Source organism: Bradyrhizobium sediminis (genome assembly GCF_018736105.1).
In the GTDB taxonomy this organism is placed as follows: Bacteria; Pseudomonadota; Alphaproteobacteria; order Rhizobiales; family Xanthobacteraceae; genus Bradyrhizobium.
In genome coordinates, this window is the sequence record NZ_CP076135.1 from 66,356 (window position 1) to 90,287 (window position 23,932).

20 protein-coding genes are annotated in these 23,932 nt (G+C 66.2%); 15 read left to right on the forward strand and 5 right to left on the reverse strand.

All coding sequences use genetic code 11. From position 1 onward, the window contains the following. Positions 1 to 69: 69 nt before the first annotated feature. The 15 genes from ubiE to trxA all read left to right on the forward strand — a co-directional run bounded on the left by ubiE (position 70) and on the right by trxA (position 18,666). Positions 70 to 831: a bifunctional demethylmenaquinone methyltransferase/2-methoxy-6-polyprenyl-1,4-benzoquinol methylase UbiE gene (gene ubiE / locus KMZ68_RS00320; protein ID WP_215613975.1), complete on the forward strand. Its 762-nt coding sequence runs from the start codon at positions 70 to 72 to the stop codon at positions 829 to 831. Continuing rightward, positions 828 to 2,402 carry a 2-polyprenylphenol 6-hydroxylase gene (ubiB, locus tag KMZ68_RS00325; protein WP_215613976.1) on the forward strand — a complete coding sequence of 525 codons (1,575 nt, stop codon included), beginning with the start codon at positions 828 to 830 and terminating at the stop codon, positions 2,400 to 2,402. Before ubiE ends, ubiB begins: the two co-directional genes overlap by 4 nt. Before the next feature lie 55 nt (positions 2,403 to 2,457). Further along, the gene (coaBC, locus tag KMZ68_RS00330; protein WP_215613977.1) at positions 2,458 to 3,891 is read left to right on the forward strand and encodes a bifunctional phosphopantothenoylcysteine decarboxylase/phosphopantothenate--cysteine ligase CoaBC; all 1,434 of its coding nucleotides are present in this window, start codon (positions 2,458 to 2,460) and stop codon (positions 3,889 to 3,891) included. Next, complete coding sequence (gene dut, locus KMZ68_RS00335) at positions 3,888 to 4,346, forward strand: dUTP diphosphatase (RefSeq protein WP_215613978.1); 459 nt, start codon at positions 3,888 to 3,890, stop codon at positions 4,344 to 4,346. The genes coaBC and dut overlap by 4 nt, the downstream gene beginning before the upstream one ends. A gap of 218 nt (positions 4,347 to 4,564) precedes the next feature. Next, the gene (locus KMZ68_RS00340; RefSeq protein WP_215613979.1) at positions 4,565 to 7,072 is read left to right on the forward strand and encodes a sensor histidine kinase; all 2,508 of its coding nucleotides are present in this window, start codon (positions 4,565 to 4,567) and stop codon (positions 7,070 to 7,072) included. After that, a complete protein-coding gene (tsaE, locus tag KMZ68_RS00345) occupies positions 7,069 to 8,592 on the forward strand; it encodes a tRNA (adenosine(37)-N6)-threonylcarbamoyltransferase complex ATPase subunit type 1 TsaE (RefSeq protein WP_215613980.1) in 1,524 nt (507 codons plus the stop codon). Before KMZ68_RS00340 ends, tsaE begins: the two co-directional genes overlap by 4 nt. A gap of 137 nt (positions 8,593 to 8,729) precedes the next feature. Next, entirely contained in the window at positions 8,730 to 9,053 is a 324-nt protein-coding gene (locus KMZ68_RS00350; protein WP_215613981.1) for an ArsR/SmtB family transcription factor, read from the forward strand. Next, a complete protein-coding gene (locus tag KMZ68_RS00355; protein WP_215613982.1) occupies positions 9,050 to 9,481 on the forward strand; it encodes an SRPBCC family protein in 432 nt (143 codons plus the stop codon). Before KMZ68_RS00350 ends, KMZ68_RS00355 begins: the two co-directional genes overlap by 4 nt. 43 nt (positions 9,482 to 9,524) lie before the next feature. After that, positions 9,525 to 9,734 (forward strand): hypothetical protein, encoded by a 210-nt coding sequence (locus KMZ68_RS00360; protein ID WP_215613983.1) that lies wholly within the window; start codon positions 9,525 to 9,527, stop codon positions 9,732 to 9,734. After that, positions 9,731 to 10,198, forward strand: coding sequence for a DUF1801 domain-containing protein (locus tag KMZ68_RS00365; protein ID WP_215613984.1), 468 nt, complete (start codon positions 9,731 to 9,733; stop codon positions 10,196 to 10,198). Before KMZ68_RS00360 ends, KMZ68_RS00365 begins: the two co-directional genes overlap by 4 nt. A 191-nt stretch (positions 10,199 to 10,389) precedes the next feature. Continuing rightward, positions 10,390 to 10,704 (forward strand): PilZ domain-containing protein, encoded by a 315-nt coding sequence (locus KMZ68_RS00370; protein WP_215613985.1) that lies wholly within the window; start codon positions 10,390 to 10,392, stop codon positions 10,702 to 10,704. A gap of 126 nt (positions 10,705 to 10,830) precedes the next feature. Next, the gene (locus tag KMZ68_RS00375; protein ID WP_215613986.1) at positions 10,831 to 11,553 is read left to right on the forward strand and encodes a nucleotidyltransferase family protein; all 723 of its coding nucleotides are present in this window, start codon (positions 10,831 to 10,833) and stop codon (positions 11,551 to 11,553) included. 72 nt (positions 11,554 to 11,625) lie between these two features. Then, complete coding sequence (gene addB, locus KMZ68_RS00380; RefSeq protein ID WP_215613987.1) at positions 11,626 to 14,769, forward strand: double-strand break repair protein AddB; 3,144 nt, start codon at positions 11,626 to 11,628, stop codon at positions 14,767 to 14,769. Further along, positions 14,766 to 18,245 carry a double-strand break repair helicase AddA gene (addA, locus tag KMZ68_RS00385; protein WP_215613988.1) on the forward strand — a complete coding sequence of 1,160 codons (3,480 nt, stop codon included), beginning with the start codon at positions 14,766 to 14,768 and terminating at the stop codon, positions 18,243 to 18,245. Before addB ends, addA begins: the two co-directional genes overlap by 4 nt. A gap of 100 nt (positions 18,246 to 18,345) precedes the next feature. Next, the gene (gene trxA, locus KMZ68_RS00390) at positions 18,346 to 18,666 is read left to right on the forward strand and encodes a thioredoxin (protein WP_016847387.1); all 321 of its coding nucleotides are present in this window, start codon (positions 18,346 to 18,348) and stop codon (positions 18,664 to 18,666) included. Between the two features lie 131 nt (positions 18,667 to 18,797). Here trxA and KMZ68_RS00395 read toward each other — a convergent pair whose 3' ends face one another. The 5 genes from KMZ68_RS00395 to KMZ68_RS00415 form a co-directional block, all read right to left on the reverse strand. Continuing rightward, positions 18,798 to 20,141, reverse strand: a complete 1,344-nt coding sequence (locus tag KMZ68_RS00395; protein ID WP_249779484.1) for a bifunctional folylpolyglutamate synthase/dihydrofolate synthase — start codon at positions 20,139 to 20,141, stop codon at positions 18,798 to 18,800. Then, on the reverse strand, positions 20,138 to 21,079 hold the full coding sequence (accD, locus tag KMZ68_RS00400; protein WP_215613989.1) for an acetyl-CoA carboxylase, carboxyltransferase subunit beta: 942 nt from the start codon (positions 21,077 to 21,079) through the stop codon (positions 20,138 to 20,140). Before accD ends, KMZ68_RS00395 begins: the two co-directional genes overlap by 4 nt. Positions 21,080 to 21,198: 119 nt before the next feature. Then, on the reverse strand, positions 21,199 to 22,035 hold the full coding sequence (gene trpA, locus KMZ68_RS00405; RefSeq protein ID WP_215613990.1) for a tryptophan synthase subunit alpha: 837 nt from the start codon (positions 22,033 to 22,035) through the stop codon (positions 21,199 to 21,201). Continuing rightward, positions 22,032 to 23,249: a tryptophan synthase subunit beta gene (gene trpB, locus KMZ68_RS00410; protein ID WP_215613991.1), complete on the reverse strand. Its 1,218-nt coding sequence runs from the start codon at positions 23,247 to 23,249 to the stop codon at positions 22,032 to 22,034. The genes trpA and trpB overlap by 4 nt, the downstream gene beginning before the upstream one ends. Continuing rightward, the gene (locus KMZ68_RS00415; RefSeq protein WP_215613992.1) at positions 23,246 to 23,905 is read right to left on the reverse strand and encodes a phosphoribosylanthranilate isomerase; all 660 of its coding nucleotides are present in this window, start codon (positions 23,903 to 23,905) and stop codon (positions 23,246 to 23,248) included. The genes trpB and KMZ68_RS00415 overlap by 4 nt, the downstream gene beginning before the upstream one ends. Positions 23,906 to 23,932 lie beyond the last annotated feature (27 nt).

Here is a 23,932-nt window from a genome sequence, read left to right on the forward strand (position 1 = left end):
CACCTTGAGGACGTGACGTGATAGCGCCATTGCGGCGGGCGCGCTATGGTCCGGCATGGAGTAGAGTTGATGGATCGGCCGGACCAGACCACCCATTTTGGCTTCAGGGATGTCCCCCTGGGGGACAAGCAGACACTGGTGAACGACGTGTTTCACAGCGTGGCGCAGCGCTACGACCTGATGAACGACCTGATGTCGGCGGGGCTGCACCGGGTCTGGAAGGACCTGATGATCAACGCGCTCAATCCGCCGCGCGGGGATACGCCATTTTCGCTGCTCGACGTCGCCGGCGGCACCGGCGACATCGCCTTTCGCGCCGCCGAGGCCTCGGGCGCCGGCTTCCGGGCGACCGTCTGCGACATCAATTCGGACATGCTGGAGGTCGGCCGCACGCGCGCGGCGGCGCGCCATCTCGACGACCGGGTGTCGTTCGTCGAGGGCAATGCCGAGGCGCTGGCGTTTCCCGATCGCAGCTTCGACGCCTACACCATCGCGTTCGGCATCCGCAACGTGCCGCGGATCGATCTTGCGCTCGGGGAAGCCTATCGCGTGCTGAAACCGGGCGGGCGGTTCCTGTGCCTGGAATTCTCCACCGTCGACACGCCCGGCCTCGACCGCATCTACGATCTGTTTTCCTTCAAGGTGATACCGCCGCTCGGCCGCGCCGTGACCGGCGACGCCGAGTCCTATCAGTACCTCGTCGAATCGATTCGGAAATTCCCCAAGCCGAATGCATTCGCCGAGATGATGCGCACCGCCGGCTTTTCCCGCGCCAGCTGGCAGAGTTTTTCCGGCGGCATCGTGGCGTTGCATTCAGGCTGGCGTTTGTGATTTCTGCAATTACCCACATTGCGCGGCTGGCCCGCGCCGGTTTCGTGTTCGCGCGCGAGGGCGTGTTCGGCGTCGTCGACCCCTCGCTGGTGCCGCCGCCCGGGCAGCTCGCGCTGCGCATCGCCCGGCTGATCGAGCGCCCCGGCGCCAAGTCCGGCCCGCACCTGTCGCGCGCGCTGACGCGGCTCGGACCCGCCTACCTCAAGCTCGGGCAGTTTCTCGCCACCCGCCCCGACGTGGTCGGCGTCATGATGGCGCGCGATCTGGAGAGCCTGCAGGACCGGCTGCCGCCGTTTTCGCAGGCCGAGGCCGAGGCCGTACTCGCGCAGTCGCTGGAACGCCCGGTGGCGCAGGCCTTTGCGAGCTTCGGTCCGGCGGTCGCCGCCGCCTCGATCGCGCAGGTGCATCGCGCCGAAGTCGAGCGCGACGGCGGGCGTGCCGCGGTTGCGGTGAAGGTGCTCCGGCCCAATGTCGCCGCGCGTTTCCGCCGCGACCTCGCCGATTTCTTTTTCGTCGCGCACAAGGCCGAAGCCCATTCGGCGGAAGCGCGGCGGCTGCGGCTGGTCGAGGTCATCAATACGATGTCGCGCTCGGTCGCGATGGAGATGGATCTGCGGCTGGAGGCCGCCGCCCTTTCCGAGATGGCGGAGAATACCCGCGACGACCCGGATTTTCGCGTGCCCACCGTCGACTGGGATCGTACCACGCACAATGTGCTGACGATGGAATGGATCGACGGCATCGCGCTGAGCGACCATGCGAGGCTGGAGCAATCGCAGGTCGATCTGCCCGACCTCGGGCGCAAGGTGATCCAGAGCTTCCTGCGCCATGCGCTGCGCGACGGTTTTTTTCACGCCGACATGCACCCCGGCAATCTGTTTGTCGACGATGGCGGGCGGCTGGTGGCGGTCGATTTCGGCATCATGGGCCGGCTCGGCATGAAGGAGCGGCGTTTCCTCGCCGAAATCCTGCTGGGCTTCATCACCCGCAACTATCGCCGCGTGGCGGAAGTGCATTTCGAAGCCGGCTACGTGCCGGCGCATCACTCGGTGGAGAATTTCGCGCAAGCCATCCGCGCCATCGGCGAGCCGATCCATAACCGCACCGCCGAAGAAATCTCGATGGCGAAGCTGTTGACCTTGCTGCTCGAGGTCACCGGCTTGTTCGACATGCGGACCCGCCCCGAACTGATCCTGCTGCAGAAGACCATGGTGGTGGTCGAGGGCGTGGCGCGCGGCTTCGATCCGAAACTCGACATCTGGAAAGTCGCCGATCCCGTGGTGCGGGAATGGATCGAGCGCAATCTCGGCCCGGTCGGACGCGTTCAGGGCGCGATGTCCGGCGCCGGCGAGCTTGGCCGGGTGCTGGCCGGCCTGCCGGCGATCGCCTCGCGGTCGGTCGCCGTGCTGGAGCAGCTGGAGACCATGACCCGGGAAGGCATCACGTTGTCGCCGGAGACGATTGCGGCGATCGGCCGGACCGAGGGCCGCAAGAGCCGCTGGCGCACTTTGGCGCTATGGATCATCGCGGGCACCTTTATCGCCATCCTGTTCGCGGTCCGGCAATTGTGATTGCATTGCATGCACGAAGTGATAGCATTGCTATCGAATTCCGCCGGAACAGCCCATGGCCAGCCTGACCATCCGAAAGCTCGACGAGGCCGTAAAGGTCTATCTGCGGCTGCGTTCGGCCAAGAACGGCCGCTCGGTGGAAGAGGAAGTCCGGGTGATCCTGGGCGAACTCATTCAGGGCGGCCCGATATCGCCCGCAGCACTCTCGCAAGCCGTTCCGCCTTCCGGGGCCCCATCCCGTGCGTCCCGGCGCGCCGCTGATGCGACGGCGCAGGCCCGCGTCACCCTGATCATCGGCGGCGGTATCGCGGCCTACAAGGCGCTGGACCTGATCCGGCGGCTGAAGGAGCGGCATATCCACGTCCGCTGCGTCCTGACCCGCGCCGCGCAGCAGTTCGTCACCCCATTGAGTGCCAGCGCGCTGTCGAACGAGCGCTGCTACACCGACCTGTTCGATCCCGCGAGCGAGTTCGATGCCGGCCACATTCGCCTCGGCCGTGACTGCGACCTGATCGTGGTGGCGCCGGCGACCGCCGATCTGATGGCCAAGATGGCGCAGGGCCACGCCGACGACCTCGCCAGCGCCATCCTGCTCGCGGCCAACCGGCCGATCCTGCTGGCGCCGGCGATGAATCCGCTGATGTGGAACAACCCCGCCACCCGCCGCAATGTCGCGCAACTCGAGCGCGACGGCGTCGCCATGATCGGACCCAATGCCGGCGAGATGGCGGAGGCCAATGAGGCCGGTGTCGGCCGCATGGCGGAGCCCACGGAAATCGCCGCTGCCGCCGAACGTCTGCTGCGGCCGCCGCGACCGCGGCCGCTGGCGGGCAAACGCATCCTGATTACCGCCGGCCCCACCCATGAGCCGATCGATCCGGTGCGCTACATCGCCAACCGCTCCTCCGGCAAGCAGGGTTTTGCCATTGCCGCCGCGGCACAGGCCGCAGGCGCCGACGTCACGCTGGTCTCCGGCCCGGTCGAGCTCGACGATCCCCCAGGCGTCACCGTGAAGCACGTTGAGTCCGCGCGCGACATGCTGCAGCAGGTCGAAGCCTCATTGCCGGCGGATATCGCTATCTTCGCCGCCGCGGTTGCCGACTGGCGCGTCGCCAATGCGGGCGAGCAGAAGCTAAAGAAGACCGGGTCCGGCATGCCGCCGCTGCAGCTGGTCGAAAATCCCGATATCCTCGCGACGATCTCGAAGCTCAGGGACAAGCGGCCGCCGCTGGTGATCGGCTTTGCCGCCGAAACCGAGCACCTGATCGACAACGCCAGGGCAAAACTCGCGCGCAAGGGTTGCGACTGGATCGTGGCCAACGACGTTTCGCCGGCGACCGGCGTGATGGGCGGCGACCGCAACACAGTGCATCTCCTGACCCGCGACGGCGCCAACATCGGCGTCGATTCCTGGCCTGTGATGACCAAGGAACAGGTCGCAACCGAACTGGTGGCGCGGATCGCCGGCACCGTGGAGAAGGTCTCGTGAGCACGCGCGTCAAAGTCGAGATCCGGCAGTTGCCGCACGGCGAAGGCCTGGCGCTGCCGGCCTATCAGAGCGCGCACGCCGCGGGGCTCGATCTGCTCGCGGCGGTTCCGGAAGGCACGCCGCTGGTGCTCGCCGCCGGCAGATACGCGCTGGTCCCGACCGGGCTCACCATCGCGCTGCCGCCGGGCTATGAGGCACAGGTGCGGCCGCGCTCCGGCCTTGCCGCCAAGCATGGCATCACGGTGTTGAACTCGCCCGGCACCATCGATGCGGATTATCGCGGCGAGATCGGCGTGCTCCTGATCAACCATGGCGACGCCCCGTTCCCGATCCGGCGCGGCGAGCGCATCGCGCAGATGGTGATTGCCCCCGTGACGACGGCGGAATTCGTTGCCGTGGCGTCGCTTTCGGCGACCGACCGCGGCACCGGCGGCTTCGGCTCGACCGGCCGCTGACCGCAAAAATCCATTTGGGCGGCGCGACCGGGCCAAAATGTAGCGGCAATTTTACGAAATCCATTTCCGTAAACATCACCGCGGCGCATTTTTTCGCCCCGGGATTCGCGTTCACGGTCTGGACTCTTACCCGTCGAGTCCCGTTGGGGATATTGTCATTCGATTCGCGAACGGCGTGAAGCGCGCCGGGCGCAAAGTCGTGCGGTTTGGGGTAAACCATGTCGGGCGTGATCGTGGCGATGCGTCGGACCCTGCTGTCGTGCACTTCACTGGCACGCAACGGCCTGATCGCCCTTGCCAGCGCGGCACTGCTGCCGATTGCGCCGGCGCGGGCGGAGGATCAAGGACTGGCGCAGGCGATTGCGGCCTATCTCGATCTCGATCACCAGGAATTCGTGATCCTGACCACGGCCCTGGCGCTGCTCGGCTTTTCGGTGGTGGCCGCGATCCTGTTGATGCGCACGCGCGTCCGCGCGGCAAGGAACGAGGCGCGTTTGCGCTCCGACATCGGGGATCTGCAGGTGCAGGCCGATCGCCTGCGCGCGCTGTTGTTTGCGGAACCGCAGATCCTGATCTCGTGGGCGGCGGGCGACAATCGCCCGCAAATCAGCGGCGATACCTCGCTCTTGCACGCACAGGATTCACCGCAGCGGATTCTGGCGTTCGGAACCTGGCTGCCGCCGGAGCCGGCGCTGCAGATGGATCACGCGGTCGACGCGCTGCGCGAGGCCGGCGAGGGTTTTCTGCTCAACCTCACCACGTCCAACGGACACGCGCTGGAGGCCATGGGCCGCGCCATCGGCGGCCAAGCCATTGTGCGGATTCGCGAACTCGGCGGAGTGCGCCGGGAACTGGCTGAAACCAACCTCCGGCTCAGGGCGCTGTCGGAGGAAACCGAGATGCTGCGAGGTTTCGCCGCCGCGGCGCCCTGGCCGATCTGGGCCAAGGGCGCCAAGGGCGGTCTCAGCTACGCCAATGCCGCCTATGCGCGGGCGACCGAAGCCGTCAGCGTCGCCGACGCCATCGATCGCGGCCTCGAACTGCTCGACAGCGGCGACCGCAGCGACATGGAGCGCGCCCTGAAGGACACCGCGGCCTTTACCGCGCGGCTGCCGGTCGTGGTCGGCGGCGAACGCCGCATCCACGATGTATATGCGATGAATGTCGGCGGCGGCTCGGCCGGCATCGCCATCGACGCCAGCGAGGCTACCGCGCTGCGCGCGGCGCTGGAGCGGATGGCCGAGGCCCATCGCCGCACCCTCGATCAATTGTCGTCCGGCGTCGCGGTATTCGACGGCCAGCGGCGGCTGGCCTTCTACAACGATTCCTATCGCCGGCTGTGGGATCTCGACCGCGTCTTTCTCGATGGCAATCCCGACGATTCGAGCGTGCTCGACCGGCTGCGCGCCGCGCGCAAGCTGCCGGAACAGCCGGATTTCCGGGCCTGGAAGGCCAAGCTGCACGAGGCCTATCGCGCGGTCGAGCCCGAAAAGGACACCTGGTACCTGCCCGACGGCCGCGCCGTCAGCGTCGTCACCACGCCCAATCCGGAAGGCGGCGTCACTTATCTGTTCGACGACGTCACCGAAAGCCTCGACCTGGCGCGGCGGTTCGACGGCCTGATCCGCGTCCAGCGCGAAACCCTCGACAATCTCGCCGAAGCCGTCGCGGTGTTCGGCAGCAATGGCCGCGCGCAATTGTTCAATCCGGCCTTCGCCAGAATGTGGAAGCTGTCGCCGGAAGCGCTGCGCGAGCAGCCGCACATCGAGACGGTGGAAGCCTGGTGCAGGCCGCTGTTCGACGATGCCGCTACCTGGCGCACCATCCGCGAAGCCGTCACCGCGATCGAGAACCGGGTCGAGGTGCCGCTGAAGCTGGAGCGCAACGACGGCAGCGTGCTGGACTGCATGACCATGCCGCTGCCCGACGGCGCCACCATGCTGACGTTCCAGGACATCACCGACACCGAGAACGTCGAGCGCGCACTGCGCGAGCGCAACGAGGCGCTGGAGACCGCCGACCAGATGAAGGTCGATTTCGTCCACCACGTGTCCTACGAACTGCGCTCGCCGCTGACCACCATCATCGGCTTCGCGCACTTCCTCGCCGATCCCGCCACCGGACCGCTGATGCCGAAACAGGCCGAATATCTCGGCTACATCACCGCCTCGACCAACGCGCTGCTCGCCATCATCAACAACATCCTCGATCTCGCCACCATCGACGCCGGCGCGATGTCACTCAACCTCGGCTCGGTCGACATCCGCAAGACCATCGAGGCCGCCGCCGAAGGCATCCAGGACCGGCTCGCCACCGACCGTATCGAACTCAAGGTCGACGTCGATCCCAACATCGGCAGCTTCGTCGGCGACGAACGCCGCGTGGTGCAGGTCCTGTACAATCTGTTGGCCAATGCCGTCGGCTTCTCGCCGCAGGACGCCACCGTCGGGCTGAGTGCGCGGCGGACCGAGCACAGCATCGTGTTCACCGTGACGGATTCCGGCCCCGGCATTCCGCCCGACGTCAAGGACAAGGTGTTCGACTGGTTCGAGAGCCATTCCCACGGCTCGCGGCATCGCGGCGCCGGCCTCGGCCTGTCGCTGGTGCGCTCCTTTGTCGAACTGCACGGCGGCAAGGTGAGCGTCGATTCGATCGTCGGCAACGGCACGACCGTGACGTGCGACTTCCCGACCGATCAGGCCGCTCACCGTCACGCCGCGGAATGAGCACTCCCACGACATTCGCGCTGGCGTTATCGAACGAGACGGCGACGGCGCATCTGATGGCCGACCTCGCCTTGCTGATCGGCCCGGGCGACGTCATCACGCTTTCGGGCGACCTCGGCGCCGGCAAGACCGCCGCGGCGCGCGCCATGATCCGTTATCTCGCCGGCGACGACACCATCGAGGTTCCAAGCCCGACCTTCACGCTGGCGCAGAGTTACGACCTGCCGCCGTTCCCCTTGATCCATGCCGATCTCTACCGCGTCAACGATCCCATGGAACTGGAGGAGATCGGGCTGTCGCCTTTGCCTGACGCCACGGTGGCGCTGATCGAATGGCCGGAACGTGCGCCGGGCGCGCTTCCACCGGACCGCATCGACATCGCGCTCAGCCATCGCCCGGCGCTGGGATCGGCCGCCCGCGCCGCTGAAATCACCGGTTACGGCAAGGCGGCCGCGCAGGTCGCAAGGCTGAAGGCGTTGCGGCAGTTTCTCGACCGCGCCGGCTATATCGATGCCAGGCGCCAGCGCATGGCCGGCGACGCCTCGACGCGTTCCTATGCGCGGCTGATCCGCGACGACGGCGTCGTGATCCTGATGAATTCGCCGCGGCGCCCGGATGGGCCCGCGATCTATGCCGGCAAATCCTACAGCGCGGCCGTGCATCTGGCCGAGGACGTCAGGCCGTTCGTCGCCATCGATGGCGGCCTGCGCGAGCGCGGCTTCTCGGCGCCGGCGATTCATCACGCCGACCTCGATTCCGGCTTCCTGATCACCGAGGATTTCGGCAGCGAAGGCGTCATCGAGGGCGATCCGCCGCGGCCGATCGCCGAGCGTTATGAGGCGGCGACCGACCTGCTGGCGGCGCTGCATCGCGAGCCGTTGCCGGAGAAATTGCCGCTGGCGCAGGAATTCACCTACGCCATTCCGCTATTCGACACCGATGCGTTGCTGGTCGAAATCGGACTGATGTTCGAATGGTACCTGCCGGATCGCGGCGCCGAGCCGAGCGACAATCTGCGCGCCGAATTCGTCACCCTGTGGCGCGATCTGCTCGCAAAGCCGGCGGCGGCGCCCCGGACCTGGGTGATGCGCGACTTTCATTCGCCCAATCTGATCTGGCTCGCCGGGCGAGAGGGTATCGCGCGGGTCGGCATCATCGATTTCCAGGACGCCGTGCTGGGACCGGCCGCCTACGATCTGGTATCGCTGTTGCAGGACGCGCGGATCGACGTCCCCGAACAGCTCGAACTCTCGCTGTTCGCGCACTACATCAAGGCGCGGCGCGCGGCGGACGAGAGTTTCGATGCGGCCCAGTTCGCCGAGCTCTACGCCATCATGTCGGCACAGCGTAACACGCGGCTGCTCGGCACCTTTGCGCGGCTCAACCGCCGCGACGGCAAGCCGCAATATCTGCGTCACCAGCCCCGGATCTGGACCTATCTCAACCGCTCGCTGGCGCACCCCGCGCTGGCGCGGCTGAAGGACTGGTATTCCGCCAACGTTCCGCCGCCGGTGCCTTAGGCCCCGGACAACGGCGCGCTCCATGTGGCCGATGGCTCCTGTGACGCGGATCGTTGCGCCGCTCCATCTTCACGCTTGACTCACGCATAACTCAATGGTTATACGTCAATCAATAACCGAAAGGTTATCGATCCCGAATGCCGAACGCTCACAATGTGCTCTTCAGAACGCTCGCCGATCCGACCCGGCGGGCTCTGTTCGAGCGATTATGCCGCGAAGGAGAGCAGACGGTCGGGGCCCTGACGGCTCAGTCCGGGGTCTCGCAGCCGGCCGTCTCAAAGCACCTCGGGGTCCTGAAGCAGGCCGGGCTGGTGCGCGACCGCCACGAAGGCCGCCAGACGCACTACAGCGCGCAGCTCGGCGCCTTGGCCCCGCTGCTCGACTGGACGAGCCAGATGGCCGGCTTCTGGCAAAGCCGGTTCGATGACCTCGAAGACCTGCTCAAAAGGATGGACCAATGAGCAACACTGCGACCGAAACGCTCTCCGTCACTGTCGAACGGGAGATGCCTTATCCGCCGGAAAAGATCTGGCGCGCGCTCACGCAACCACACCTGATCGAGGAGTGGCTGATGAAGAACGATTTCAAGCCGGTGGTGGGGCACCGCTTCAATCTTCGCGGCGACTGGGGCGGCGGGCTGGACTGCGAGGTCCTCGCCATCGAGCCGAACAGAACGCTGTCCTACACCTGGAATTTTGCGCACGACGATGCGGCCTACAATCTGACGAGTGTGGTGATCTTTACGCTCACGCCGACGCGTACGGGGACGCATCTGCGCATGCAGCAGTCGGGCTTCCGGCCGGATCAGAAGCAGGCCTTCGGCGGTGCCAAGGCGGGGTGGCAGCAGTTCTTCGCGAAGCTGGAGCAGGTCCTGGCGCGCCCGGGCTGAGGTCTGCCCATTGCGCGTCGTCTTTATTTCAGAGGAGGTCCCATTGAATTGGAACAATCGGATTCGGCAGGTTCACCGCTGGCTGTCGATCATCTTTACGGCGACCGTCGCCGCCAACTTTATCGCCATGGCATTGGGCGAACCGCCCGCTTGGATCGTTTATTCGCCGCTGCTCCCGCTGTTCTTGCTCATGTTCACGGGTCTTTACATGTTCGTTTCGCCGTATGTTGCCCAGCGAGCGACAAAATCATGAAGAAGGCGACGGCAACGAAAGCGAAGACCGCCTCGAAGGAAGCAAAAGAAGATAGCTCTCCCTCCCAGCAGATCGATGCGCGGATCAAGGAGTTGGGTGACTGGCGGGGCGAGACGCTCGCCCGGGTCCGAAAGCTGATCAAGCAGGCCGACCCCGACGTGGTCGAGGCGTGGAAGTGGAGAGGGGTTCCGGTGTGGGAGCACGCCGGAATCATCTGCACCGGCGAAACCTACAAGGCGGTCGTGAAACTGACTTTCGCCAGGGGCGCCGCGTTGGACGACCCGTCACGCCTCTTCAACTCCAGCCTCGAAGGCAACGCCAGGCGTGCCATCGATTTCCATGAGGGCGACACGATCGATGAAAAGGCGCTGCAGGCGCTCATTCGCGCCGCCGTGGCACTGAACACGTCGGTGCGGGCGACCGCTCGCCCCGTCCGCTCGCAGAAGAAACCAAAGAGCGCTTGAGCGCGTCGTGAAACCGGCTTCGTCCATCGGCGCCACGGCGCCCCAGCGCTCGAATCAAAGCCTGATTGAGGCGTCGACCGCCTTGTAGACCGCGCCTGGTTTACCGGTTGTTAGCCGACCCCGCCTTAGTCTGCCGGCGGAGCCCTACCCTCTGAGCACGGGGTGCGGCGGCTGTTGGCGGGAGCAAATCAATGGCGACAGAGCGGCGCAAGGGCGAGCGCGTCACATTCGAGCGCGGCATCCCCGCGCATATGATGGGCATCGACGGCACCTGGCGGCGCGATTGCACCATGGAAGACATTTCGGAGACCGGCGCCAAGCTCAGCGTCGAGGGTTCCGTCGAGGGATTGCATCTCAAGGAATTCTTCCTGCTGCTGTCGTCCACTGGCCTCGCCTACCGCCGCTGCGAGCTGGCCTGGGTCAACGGCGATCAAATCGGCGTCAATTTCCTGAAGCAGGGCGACAAGAAAAAGAAACTGGCCCGGCGCGCGACGGCCGAAGCCTGAGCGGATCGTTGCCGCCGTCGTATGGCCGTCATGTCCGGCGACTATGGCGTCAAGGTCACTGTGCGGTACGAATCGCCGTGATATGATCCGCGGCATCAACCACAACCCTTCGAGAAGTCCCTGAAAATGTCCGTCACACCCTCAAAGGCCATGGTTCTCGCCGCCGGTCTCGGCCTGCGCATGCGCCCCTTGACGGACACGATGCCGAAGCCGCTGGTCCGCGTCGCCGGCCGCGCCTTGCTCGATCATGTGCTCGACAAGCTCGGCGAGGCCGGCGTCAGCGAGGCCGTCGTCAATGTGCATTATCTGCCCGACCAGATCATCGATCACACCGCCGGGCGGAAGCAGCCCCGCGTGATCATTTCGGACGAGCGCGACCAGGTGCTCGGCACCGGCGGCGGCGTCGTCAAGGCGCTGTCGCTGCTCGGCGACGCCCCGTTCTTCCATGTCAACGCCGACACCCTGTGGATCGACGGCGTGCGGCCGAACCTGGCGCGGCTGGCGGAAGCCTTCGACCCTTCTCGCATGGATATCCTGCTGCTGATGGCGCCGACCACGAGCAGCATCGGCTATGGCGGCCGCGGCGACTACGCCATGCTGCCGGACGGCGCGCTGCGCAAGCGCCGGGAGCATCAGGTCGTCCCCTTCGTCTATGCGGGTGCCGCGATCATGTCGCCGGCGCTGTTCGCCGGCGCCCCGGCGGGCGAATTCCCGCTGACGAGAATGTTCGACCGCGCCAACGAGCAGCAGCGGCTGTTCGGCCTGCGGCTGGACGGCGTCTGGATGCATGTCGGAACCCCCGACGCGGTCGAGGCGGCGGAAGAGGCGTTTCTCGAAAGCGTGGCCTGACCGCGAATTAAAAATCGCGCCCCAAAATGCCGCCCATGCCATGATGCGCCCTGATCCCGAATCAGGAAGCCCATGCGCGTTTTCAGCGTTCCCGTCTCGGCGCCGTTGCTGCGCTCCGTCATTGCCGCGCTGGTCGATGGCCGGCTGGTCGACGGCTTCGAGGCGCGCAGCGATCCGGCGCGGCTGGCGCAGGCGACGCTCTATCTGCCGACCCTGCGCGCCGGACGCATGGCGCGGGAGATCTTTCTCGATGAACTGAAGACCGACGCGGTGGTGCTGCCGCGCATCGTGGCGCTCGGCGACATCGACGAGGACGAACTGGCGTTCGCGGAGGACGGCGAGCCCGGCGGCATCGCCCCACTCGACATTCCGCCGAAACTTGGTGAGCTGGAACGCCGGCTGGCGCTGGCGCGCCTGGTCGCCGCCTGGGCCAAGCGTCCGGTTCTGTCACCGCTGGTCGTCGGCGGCCCTGCCTCCACGCTTACACTGGCCGGCGACCTTGCGCGGCTGATCGACGACATGATGACGCGCGGCGTCCATTGGAGCGCGCTTGACCGTCTGGTGCCCGATCAGTTCGACAAATACTGGCAGCACACGCTGGATTTCCTGAAGATCGCGCGCGAGTTCTGGCCGGCTTTTCTTGCCGAAACCAACAGGATCGAGCCCGCCGCGCGCCGCGACCTTCTGATCGATGCCGAGGCTGTGCGCCTGACAAAACAATCCGACGGCCCCGTGATCGCCGCGGGCTCCACCGGATCGATGCCATCAACGGCAAAATTGCTGCAGGCGGTGGCCAAGCTGCCGCACGGCGCGGTGGTGCTGCCGGGTCTCGACACCGACCTCGATGACGATTCCTGGCGATTGATCGGCGGCGTCAGGGATGCCAAAGGCGCCTTCACGACGCCGCCTGCCTCCAACCATCCGCAATATGCGATGCACGCGCTGCTGTCGCGCTTCGGCATCAAACGCAGCGATGTAGAAATTCTCGGAAAGCCTGCACAAGGCGGCCGCGAGGTGCTGGCATCCGAAGCGATGCGGCCGGCGAACGCCACCGCGGAATGGCACGATCGGTTGAAACGGCTGGATATCGCCGCGCAGATCGCAGCCGGCATGGACAATCTCGCCGTGGTCGAGGCGCCCAATCAGGAGATGGAGGCGCTCGCCATTGCGGTTGCGATGCGCGAAGCGCGGCATCTGAACAAGTCAGTGGCGCTGGTGACGCCGGACCGCGCGCTGGCGCGGCGGGTGACGGCGGCGCTCGGCCGCTGGAATCTCGAATTCAACGACTCCGGCGGCGACGCGTTGATGGAAACATCGGCCGGCATCTTTGCGCGGCTGGCGGCCGAAGCGGCGACAAAGGGATTGGAGCCGCCAACATTACTGGCGCTACTCAAGCATCCGATGTTCCGGCTCGGCGGCAGGCATGGCGCGTTGAAGCGCGGCATCGAAGTGCTCGAGCTTTCGCTGCTGCGCGGCACGCGGCCGCAGGCCGCCAGTAGCGGATTGGCCGCCGATTTCGCGCGTTTTCGCGATGAATTGCGCAAGCTGCGCAGCGGCGAAACCTCATCGCTGCACCATGCTGAGCCACGCGCACGGCTGGAAGACCACGAACTCGACCAGGCGCAATCGCTGATCGCGGCGCTCCGCAAGGCGCTGGCGCCGCTGGAAGCCTTTCCCGGCTCCAGACCGCATGATTTCGCCGAACTCGCGCAGCGCCACCGCGAGACGCTGGTGAATCTCTCCGCCGACGAGCATGGTGTGGCCACGGCATTTGAGGAGCCGGACGGGCTCGTGCTCTCGTCCGCCTTCGACGATTTGCTCGGCCGGCAGGAGAAGATCGGCCTGATGGTAGAGGCCGGCGACTATGCCGAGGTGTTCCAGGCTGCCTTTGCCGACCGTCTGGTGCGGCGACGGGAGCTGCCGGGCGCGCAACTCCACATCTTCGGCCAACTTGAAGCGCGGCTGACGGAAACTGACCGCGTCATCCTGGGCGGACTCGTGGAAACCGTGTGGCCGCCGGCGCCGCGCGTGGATCCCTGGCTGAGCCGGCCGATGCGTCATGAACTTGGCCTCGACCTGCCGGAGCGGCGCATTGGCCTTTCCGCGCACGACTTCGCCCAGCTGCTCGGCCATGAGGACGTGATCCTCACCCATTCGGCCAAGGTCGGCGGTGCTCCGGCAGTCGCCTCGCGCTTCCTGCACCGGCTGGAAGCGGTTGCGGGCGAGGAGCGCTGGAAGGCGGCGAAGGCGGCTGGCGACAAATATGTTCAGTACGCCGGCGCGATCGATCAGCCCGCTGAGGTCAAGCCGGTGGAGCAGCCGATGCCCAGACCGCCGCGCGAGACGCGCCCGACAAAGCTCTCCGTCACCGCGATCGAGGACTGGCTGCGCGATCCCTACACGATCTATGCCCGCCATATTCTCAAGCTCGACCCGCTGGATCCCGTCGACATGCCGCTGTCGGCGGCCGATCGCGGCTCTGCGATTCATGAATCGCTTGGCGAATTCACCAAGGAATACGCAAATGCCCTGCCCGGCGATACCGTCGGCGTGTTGCGCCGAATCGGCGAAAAGCATTTCGCGCCACTGATGGAGAAGCCGGAGGCCCGCGCGCTCTGGTGGCCGCGCTTCCAGCGGATCGCGCGCTGGTTCGCCGAATGGGAGGCCGCGCGCCGCGGCGACATCGCCGCCATCGCCGCCGAGATCAGGGGCGAAATCAAGATCCCCCTCGACGATGCCAGGATATTTACGCTCTCCGCGCGCGCCGACCGGATCGAACGCCACCGCGGCGGCGGCTACGCCATCCTCGACTACAAGACCGGGCAGCCGCCGACCGGAAAGCAGGTGCGGATGGGATTGTCGCCGCAGCTCACGCTGGAGGCAGCGATCCTCCGCGAGGGCGGATTCGCCGATATCGATGCGGGCGCCTCCGTCGGAGAACTCGCCTATGTCAGACTGAGCGGCAACAATCCGCCGGGCGAGCACAAGACGGTGGAATTGAAGATCAAGCAAAACGACACACCGCAGTTGCCGGATGATGCGGCCGACTATGCGAGGGCGCAGCTCGAAGCGCTGATCCGCCGGTTCGAGAACCCGGACGAGCCGTATCGATCGCTGGTCCTGTCGATGTGGACTGCCCGCTACGGCGACTATGATAACCTCGCCCGCGTCAAGGAATGGTCCGCCGCCGGCGGCGTTGCACTGGAGGAGTGGTGAAGGCTCCACGCACCATTCCCCCGCCCGTCCGTGACGCGCAGGCCCGCGCATCCGATCCTGCGGCATCCGCGTTTGTGTCGGCCAACGCCGGCTCGGGCAAGACGCATGTGCTGGTGCAGCGCGTGATCCGTCTGCTGCTCGCCGGCGTGCCGCCGGAAAAGATCCTGTGCCTCACCTTCACCAAGGCGGCAGCCGCCAACATGGCCGAGCGCGTGTTCGCGACGCTCGGCCACTGGGTAACGCTCGACGACGACGCGCTCGATGCCGCGATCCGCGACGCCGGCATCGCGCACTCGACTGCGCGGCTGCGCAAATCGGCGCGCGAGCTCTTTGCCTCCGCGCTGGAGACGCCGGGCGGGCTGAAGGTTCAGACCATTCACGCGCTGTGCACCCGCCTGTTGCAGCAATTCCCCTTCGAAGCCAACGTACCGGCCCGCTTCACCGTGCTCGACGACCGCGACCAGACCGAGATGATGGAGCGCGCCAGCCTCGCCGTGATGCTCGATGCCTCGCGGGCACCCGACAGCGCGATCGGGCGCGCGCTGCTGGCCGCAATGGCGAACGCAGCCGACGTCACTTTCAAGGATGTCGTGCGCGAGGCATGTCTCAGCCGCGATCATTTCATGGCCTGGACCGACGCGGCGGGCGGCGCTGAGGCCGCAGCCGCGCAGGTTTCTGCTTTGCTGGGGATCACGGCCAATGACAGCATTGAAGATATCGAGCGCGAGATCGTCGATGGACCCAACCTGCCACGTTCGCATTGGGAAGAGATCGCGCGCGTGCTTGATACCGGAGCCAGGACCGAGCGCGACAACGCGGACCGGCTACGTGCGGCGCTGCCGGCCGCCGGCGCGGCCCAGGTCGACGAATATCTCGGCGTGTTCTTGACCGACACCGAACGCACCCCCCGCAAGTCGGTGGCGACGAAGAATTTCGTCCGTGACAATCCGGCGATCGGAAGCCGCTTCGAGGCTGAGGCGAGCCGCCTCGGTCCGCTGATCGAGAAGCGCCGCGCCGTCACGACGCGCGACCGCACCGAGGCCCTGCTGCATATCGCGATCGCGGTTGCCGCGAACTACCGCCGCGAAAAACTGGAACGTGGCCTGCTCGACTATGACGACCTGATCGACAAGACGCTGGCCCTGCTCGCCAGCGGCGCTTCCGCATGGGTACACTACAAGCTCGACCGCGGCGTCGATCATGTGCTGATCGACGAGGCGCAGGATACGAGTCCCCGGCAATGGGACATCATCGCGCATATTATCTCGGAATTCACCACCGGCGCGGGCGCGCGCGACGGCGTGACGCGCACCATGTTCGCGGTCGGCGATGAGAAGCAGTCGATCTTCTCCTTTCAGGGCGCTGCGCCGCGGGAGTTCGATGCTCGCCGGTGGGAATTGAAGAAGAAGTTCGAAGACGCGGAGTTGAGGTTCGAGTCCATCCCGTTCACCTATTCATTCCGGTCGGGACAGGCGATCCTTAAATCCGTCGACCATGTGTTTCGCGACGAGGCGATCTACCGCAGCATCCACGCTGAAAAGAACTATCCGCTGCATGAAGCGCTGCCTGATGCCGGCCCAAGTCAGATCGACCTCTGGGAGCTTTCGGTCGCCGACGACAAGCAGGACATCGAGGGCTGGCGCGCGCCGTTCGATGGCGTGCCGGTGACGAGCGCCGAGGTCAAACTGTCGAAACGCATCCAAACCGAGATCAGGCGGCTCGTCACCGGCGGCACCATGACCGGACGTATCGGCAACCGCCGCCGTCTTAGCTATGGCGACGTGCTGGTGCTGGTGCGCCGGCGCGGCAACCTGTTCGACGCCGTCATTCAGGCGCTGAAGCACGCCGGCGTTCCCGTGGCTGGCGCCGACCGGCTGAAATTGACCGAACACATTGCGATCATCGATCTGATGAATTTCGCCGACGCCCTGCTGCTGCCGCAGGACGATCTGGCGCTTGCCGTCGCGTTGAAGAGCCCGTTGTTCAACCTCACCGAGGACGAACTGTTCACGCTGGCCTGGAATCGCGGGGGATCGCTGCGCGATGCGCTGACCGCTCACGCCGCAGAGAGCGGCAAGTTCCGCGATGCGCTCGACCGGCTCGCCGAGTGCGAGCGGCGCTTTCGCGCCGAGACGCCGTTTGCCTTCTATGCCTGGCTGCTCGGCGGGGACGATGGCCGCGCACGCATTCTGCGCCGGCTTGGACGCGAAGCCAACGATGCGCTCGACGAATTCCTCGAACTGGCGCTGTCCTACGAGAAGAAGGCGCCGGCCTCGCTGCAGGGTTTCATGGCCTGGCTGCGCGCCGCCGACACCGAGGTAAAGCGCGACATGGAAATCTCGCGCGACGAGGTGCGCGTGATGACCGTGCACGGCGCGAAGGGCCTGGAAGCTCCCGTGGTGATCATGGCCGACACCACGACGTCGCCATCGGACACCCAGCGCCTTCGTCTCATTCATTTGCCGCGGGGAAATGGAGGCGAGGTCGTGGTCTGGGCCGGACGCAAGGCGGACGATCCGCTTTGCGTGGCCAACGCGCGAAACGGGATGCAGGAGGAGACCGAGCACGAGTATCGCCGCCTGCTCTATGTTGCGATGACGCGCGCGGCCGATCGGCTGATCATCGCCGGCTGTATGCCCGGCAACAGGAACAGCGTCCGCGAGAATTCCTGGTACGATTTGGTCAAGCGAGGCCTTGCGAATTCAGACCTTGCTTTCCAGGAAATCCCGGCCGGCGACGGCGTGGTGAAAAGCTACCGGCGAGCGGAAGACGCAACATCGGAGACTGACATTGCGCTCGACGTTGCGGCTGTCGCGCATCCGTCGCTGCCGGAATGGCTGCACACCTCGGCTGCCTCGGGGCAAATCATCGACCGCCGGCTGCGGCCCTCCGATCCCGCCGCAGACGAGAGCCATCCGGTCCGGTCAGGCGAATCCATGCAGTTGCGCGCGCGGGCGCTGTTGCGCGGCACGCTGGTGCACCGGCTGCTGCAATCCCTGCCCGATGTCGCCGCCGAGCGACGCCGCGACGCGGCGCGGCGTTACCTCGCCCGCAACGTCGGCGACTGGAGCGACGGCGACCGCGAGGCGCTGGCGGAAGCCATGCTGGCGCTGATCGGGGATCCACGTTTTGCGCCGGTGTTCGCGCCCGGCAGCCGCGCCGAGGTTTCGATCGCGGGACGCCTGGAGCGGCCGGGACAGCCGCCGGCCCTGGTTTCGGGGCAGATCGACCGGCTGGTGGTGACAGCGGCCGAGGTCCTGATCGTCGACTACAAGACCAACCACGTCCCGCCAACCGTGGAAGCCGAAGCGCCGTCTGCTTACGTCCGCCAGCTCGCGCTCTACCGGGCGGTGTTACGCAAGCTTTATCCCCAGCGGCCGGTCCGCGCCGCGCTGCTCTGGACCGAAACCCCTGAATTCATGGAGATTTCTGCCCCCGCGCTGGACGCGCAGCTTGCATCCATCATCTTGGCGTGAGCGAGCTTGACCGGGCAAGATCGCGTTCATAGGTTGGCCATATCATCCCAAGCGCGATTCTAGCCGCGCTCTCCAACCAACCCGAACGAGGTATATTTCCATGGCCGTTGGCAAGGTTTCTGACGCCGATTTCGAAGCCGAAGTGCTCAAGGCGACCGGCCCGGTCGTGGTCGATTTCTGGGCCGAATGGTGCGGCCCCTGCCGCATGATCGCGCCCGCGCTTGACGAGATTTCCGGCGCGATGGGCGACAAGGTCAAGATCGTGAAGCTGAACGTCGACGAGAGCCCGAAGACGGCCTCGAAATACGGCGTGATGTCGATCCCCACCTTGATGATCTTCAAGGGCGGCGAGATGGCCTCGCGCCAGGTCGGCGCCGCGCCGAAGGCGAAGCTGCAGCAGTGGATCACCGCCGCGGTCTGATCCGCCTCCTGTGTATCGACTTTTCTGAAAGCGGCCGGCTCATCGCCGGCCGTTTTGTTTTGCGTCACCGGATCCACCCGGTCGCCAGCGCCGATGCCGGCGATCGCGGCAAAACGCATCGAGCTGTCGATCTATCCCGGCAGCGTGCCGTTGAGGCCAAGCACATGGCCCGCGAGATACAGCGACCCCGTGATCAGGATGCGCGGCGGCACCTCGTAGGCGAGGCGGGTGAGCGAACCCAAGGCGGCTTCGACGCTGCCTGACGTTTCCACGCGCATGCCGAGGCCACGCGCGGCATCCGCCAGCCGGTCCGGCGGCATGGCGTTGTCGCGATCCGGGATCTGCACCGCGATGATGTGGCGGGTCAGCCCGGCGAAGTTGGCGAGAAACCCGGTGGCATCCTTGTTGGCCATCATGCCGACGATGACCACCAGCGGACGCGACACCCGCTCCTCGAGATCGCCGAGCGCTGCGGCGACGACGCGTCCGCCCTCGGCATTGTGTCCGCCGTCGAGCCAGATCTCGCAATCCGGCGGCGCCTGGTCCACCAGCGCGCCCGCCGCCAGCCGCTGCATCCGCGCCGGCCATTCGGCGCCGACGACGCCGGCCTCGAACGCCGCGCTATCGACCTTCAATGCGTCCAGCGCGCGCAGCGTGGCGATGGCGAGGCCGGCATTGTCGAACTGATGTCGGCCGAACAGCTTCGGCGCCGCCAGGTCCATCAAGCCGCGTTCGTCCTGATAGACCAGGCGTCCGCGCTCGACATTGACGTGCCACTCCTGCCCGGCCCGGTACAGCGGCGCGTGCATGCGCCTCGCCTGTTGCTCGATGATGGCGATCGCCTCGGGCGCCTGCTCGGCGCAGATCACCGGCACGTTGCGCTTGACGATGCCGACCTTTTCGCGGGCGATCGTCATCAGGGTTTGCCCGAGAAATTCGGTGTGATCCATGCTGACCGGCGCAATCACGGTCGCCATCGGAGCCTCGACCACATTGGTGGCGTCGAGCCGTCCGCCGAGACCGACTTCCAGCAGCACCACGTCGGCCGGATGCTGCGCGAACAGGCAGAACGCCGCCGCGGTTTCAATTTCAAAGATGGTGATGGGAGCACCCGCATTGGCGCGCTCGCAATGTTCCAGCGCGGCGCGCAGCTCTTCATCGCCGACCAGGGCGCCGCCGCCGGCTGCGCCTAAGCGAAAGCATTCGTTGAGCCGCACCAGATAGGGCGAGGTATAGGCGTGGACGCGCAGATTGGCCGCTTCCAGGATCGCGCGCAGATACGCGATGGTCGAGCCCTTGCCATTGGTGCCGGCGACGTGGATCACCGCCGGCAATTGGCGTTCGGGATGTCCGAGCCGCTGCAGCAGCCGCTGCATCCGCTCGAGATCGAGATCGATTTGCTTCGGATGCAGCGCGGACAGCCGCGCGATCAATTCGCCGAGCGGCTGGCCCCGTTTTGCCGCAGGCTCGTTCACGCGTGGGGCGCTGCCGGCGCCACGTCCGCACCCGAGACGATCTGGGCCGGGTCAATGACCGGGGCTGCGGGCTTCGCGGCGGTTTCCGCCGCCGGCGATTTCGTCAGCAGCCGGCAGAGCCGCGCCAAAGTCGGGCGCAGATCGTGGCGATGCACGACCATGTCGACCATGCCATGGTCCTTCAGGTATTCCGCGCGCTGGAACCCTTCCGGCAATTTCTCGCGGATGGTCTGCTCGATGACGCGGGCGCCGGCGAAGCCGATCAGCGCGCCGGGTTCGGCGATCTGCACGTCGCCCAGCATCGCATAGGAGGCGGTGACGCCGCCGGTGGTCGGATTGGTCAGCACCACGATATAGGGCTGTTTCACCTCACGCAGCATCTGCACGCCGACGGTGGTGCGCGGCATCTGCATCAGCGACAGGATGCCTTCCTGCATGCGGGCGCCGCCGGAGGCCGCAAACACGATGAACGGCGATTTCTTCTCGACCGCGAGCTCGAGCCCGCGCACGATCGCTTCACCGGCGGCCATGCCGAGCGAGCCGCCCATGAAATCGAAATCCTGCACCGCGATCACGACGCCGGCGCCCTCGAGCTTGCCGTAGCCGACCTTGATGGCGTCGTTCAGCCCGGTCCTGGCGCGGGCATCCTTGATGCGGTCGGCATATTTACGCTCGTCGCGAAATTTCAGCGGATCGGCGGTCACCTCGGGCAGCGCCACGTCGAACCAGGTCTCGTTGTCGAAGATCGATTTCAGCCGCGCCACCGCGCCCATGCGCATGTGGTAGTTCGAGCCGGGAATCACGAACTGGTTGGCCTCGACGTCCTTGTAGAAAACGAGCTGCCCGGAATCGGGGCACTTGATCCACAAATTCTCCGGCGTCTCGCGGCGCAGGATGCTGCGGATCTTCGGCCGGACGACGTTGGTGAGCCAATTCATGTTTCGCTCCGAAATGCGGTCAAATACGCGCCGATTTGAATAGCCGACTGGAATATATGGCGGTGGGGGTATCCCCCGGCAAGCCACAGCTTGCGGTCTATCTCCACCGTAATTGTGGCTTATTCCGCAGCCTGTTTGGCTCCCCGCACGCCCTGCGCCAGGGCCGCCACGAGATCGGCCACCGCGGTAACCGTTTTCGCCGTCGCGTGGCCCTGGGCATCGAGGCTGGCGGCCAGGGCATCGACCAGCGCGGTGCCGACCACCGCACCGTCGGCATGCTCGGCGATACCGCGCGCGGCTTCCGGGGTCCGGATGCCGAACCCGACGCAAACCGGCAGTTGGGTGTACCGCTTGATCCGGGCGACCGCCTCGCCGACCACGGCGGTATTGGCGCTGGCGCTGCCGGTGATGCCGGTGATCGAGACGTAATAGACAAAGCCCGAGGTATTCGCGAGCACCGCGGGCAGCCGCTTGTCGTCGGTGGTCGGCGTCGCCAGCCGGATGAAATTGAGCCCGGCCTGCATCGCCGGCAGGCACAGTTCGACGTCCTCCTCGGGCGGCAGATCGACGATGATCAGGCCGTCGACCCCGGCGGATTTCGCGTCGACCAGGAATTTATCGACGCCGTAGATGTAGATCGGATTGTAGTAGCCCATCAGCACCAGCGGCGTCGCGTTGTCGCCTTTGCGAAACTCGCGCACCATCGCCAGCGTCTTCCTCAGGGTCATGCCGGCCTTCAGCGCGCGCAAGCCGGCCGCCTGGATCGCCGGGCCGTCGGCCATCGGGTCGGTGAAGGGCATGCCGATCTCGATGATGTCGGCGCCCGCCTTCGGCAGCGCCTTGACGATCTCGAGCGAGGTCGCGGGATCGGGATCGCCGGCCATCAGGAAGGTGATGAAGGCGGAGCGGCCTTGCTTCTTCAGCTCGGCAAAACGTGCGTCGATGCGGGTGCTCACTTCTTCCTCCCCCGCAAAATGTCCGCCACCTGCGGAATGTCCTTGTCGCCGCGGCCGGACAGATTGACCACCATCAGGTGATCCCTCGGACGCTTCGGCGCGAGCTCCATCACCTTGGCGATGGCGTGCGCGGGCTCCAGCGCCGGAATGATGCCTTCGAGCCGCGACAGCAGTTGGAATGCCGCCAGCGCCTCGTCATCGGTCGCCGACAGATAGGTCACCCGGCCGGTCTCATGCAGCCAGGAATGCTCCGGCCCGATGCCGGGATAATCCAGCCCCGCCGAGATTGAATGCGCGTCCTGGATCTGGCCGTCGTCGTCCATCAGCAGATAAGTGCGGTTGCCGTGCAGCACGCCCGGCCGGCCGCCGGCGATCGAGGCCGCATGCAACTGCGTCAGCCCGTGGCCCGCCGCCTCGACGCCGAAAATCTCGACGCCGGGATCGTCGAGGAACGGATGGAACAGCCCCATGGCGTTGGAACCGCCGCCGATGCAGGCGACCAGCGAATCCGGCAGGCGGCCTTCGGCCTCCTGCATCTGCACCCGGGTCTCGTCACCGATCACCGACTGGAAGTCGCGCACCATCATCGGATAGGGATGCGGACCGGCGACGGTGCCGATGCAGTAGAAGGTGTTGTGCACGTTGGTGACCCAGTCGCGCAGCGCATCGTTCATCGCGTCCTTCAGCGTGCGCGAGCCCGATTGCACCGGGACCACCGTGGCGCCGAGCATTTCCATGCGGATGACGTTGGGCTGCTGCCGCTCGACGTCGACCGCGCCCATATAGACCACGCATTCGAGCCCGAACCGCGCGCATAGCGTCGCGGTGGCGACGCCATGCTGGCCGGCGCCGGTCTCGGCGATAATGCGCTTCTTGCCCATCCGCCGCGCCACCATGATCTGGCCGAGGACATTGTTGACCTTGTGCGAGCCGGTATGGTTCAGCTCCTCGCGCTTGAAATAGATTTTCGCGCCGCCGAGATGCTCGGTCAGGCGCTCGGCGAGATAGAGCGGCGACGGCCGGCCGACATAATGCTTGAGGTAGCCGTTCATCTCCGCCTGGAACGCCGGATCGGCCTTGGCGTCGGCATAGGCCTTTTCCAGATCGAGGATCAGCGGCATCAGCGTTTCCGCGACGAAGCGGCCGCCGAAAATGCCGAAATGGCCGCGCTCGTCGGGACCGCTGCGGAAGGAATTCGGTAAGGCTGGATTCATCGAACCATCAACTCTTCGGTGGCGCGCGCGGCGCGGATAAAGGCGAGGATCATCTCGGGATCCTTGACGCCGGGCGTACGCTCGACGCCCGAGGAAACATCGACGCCGCCGGCGCGGGTAACGCGCACGGCCTCCGCGACGTTATCGGCGTTGAGCCCGCCGGAGACCATGAACGGCAGTCCGAGATCGAGATTTTCGAGCACATGCCAGTCGAACACCGCGCCGAGGCCGCCCGGACGCGTGGCGTCCCTGGGAGCGCGGGCGTCGAACAGGATGCGGTCGGCGACCGCGGCATAGCCGGGCAACGGCACGAGATCGGCCGCAGTCTCGACCGGAAGCGCCTTCATGACCGGCAGTCCGAAGACCCGTTTGATGTCGCGCAGCCGCGCCACGGTTTCCTTGCCGTGCAGCTGCAGGATGTCGGGCTGCAGCACCTCGACGATATTGCCGAGCGTGGCGTCGTCGGCATCGACGGTGAGCGCCACCTTGACGGCGCGGCCCTTCGCCTGGCGGCCGAGTTCGCGCGCCGTCTCGAGCGAGAGATGCCGCGGCGACGGCGGAAAGAACACGAACCCCACCATGTCGGCGCCAGCCTGCAGCGCGACGTCGAGCGTCTCGCGCGTGGATAGGCCGCAAATTTTGACGAGCAGGGACATGGTTCCTTCGGGCAACGAAAACAGGTG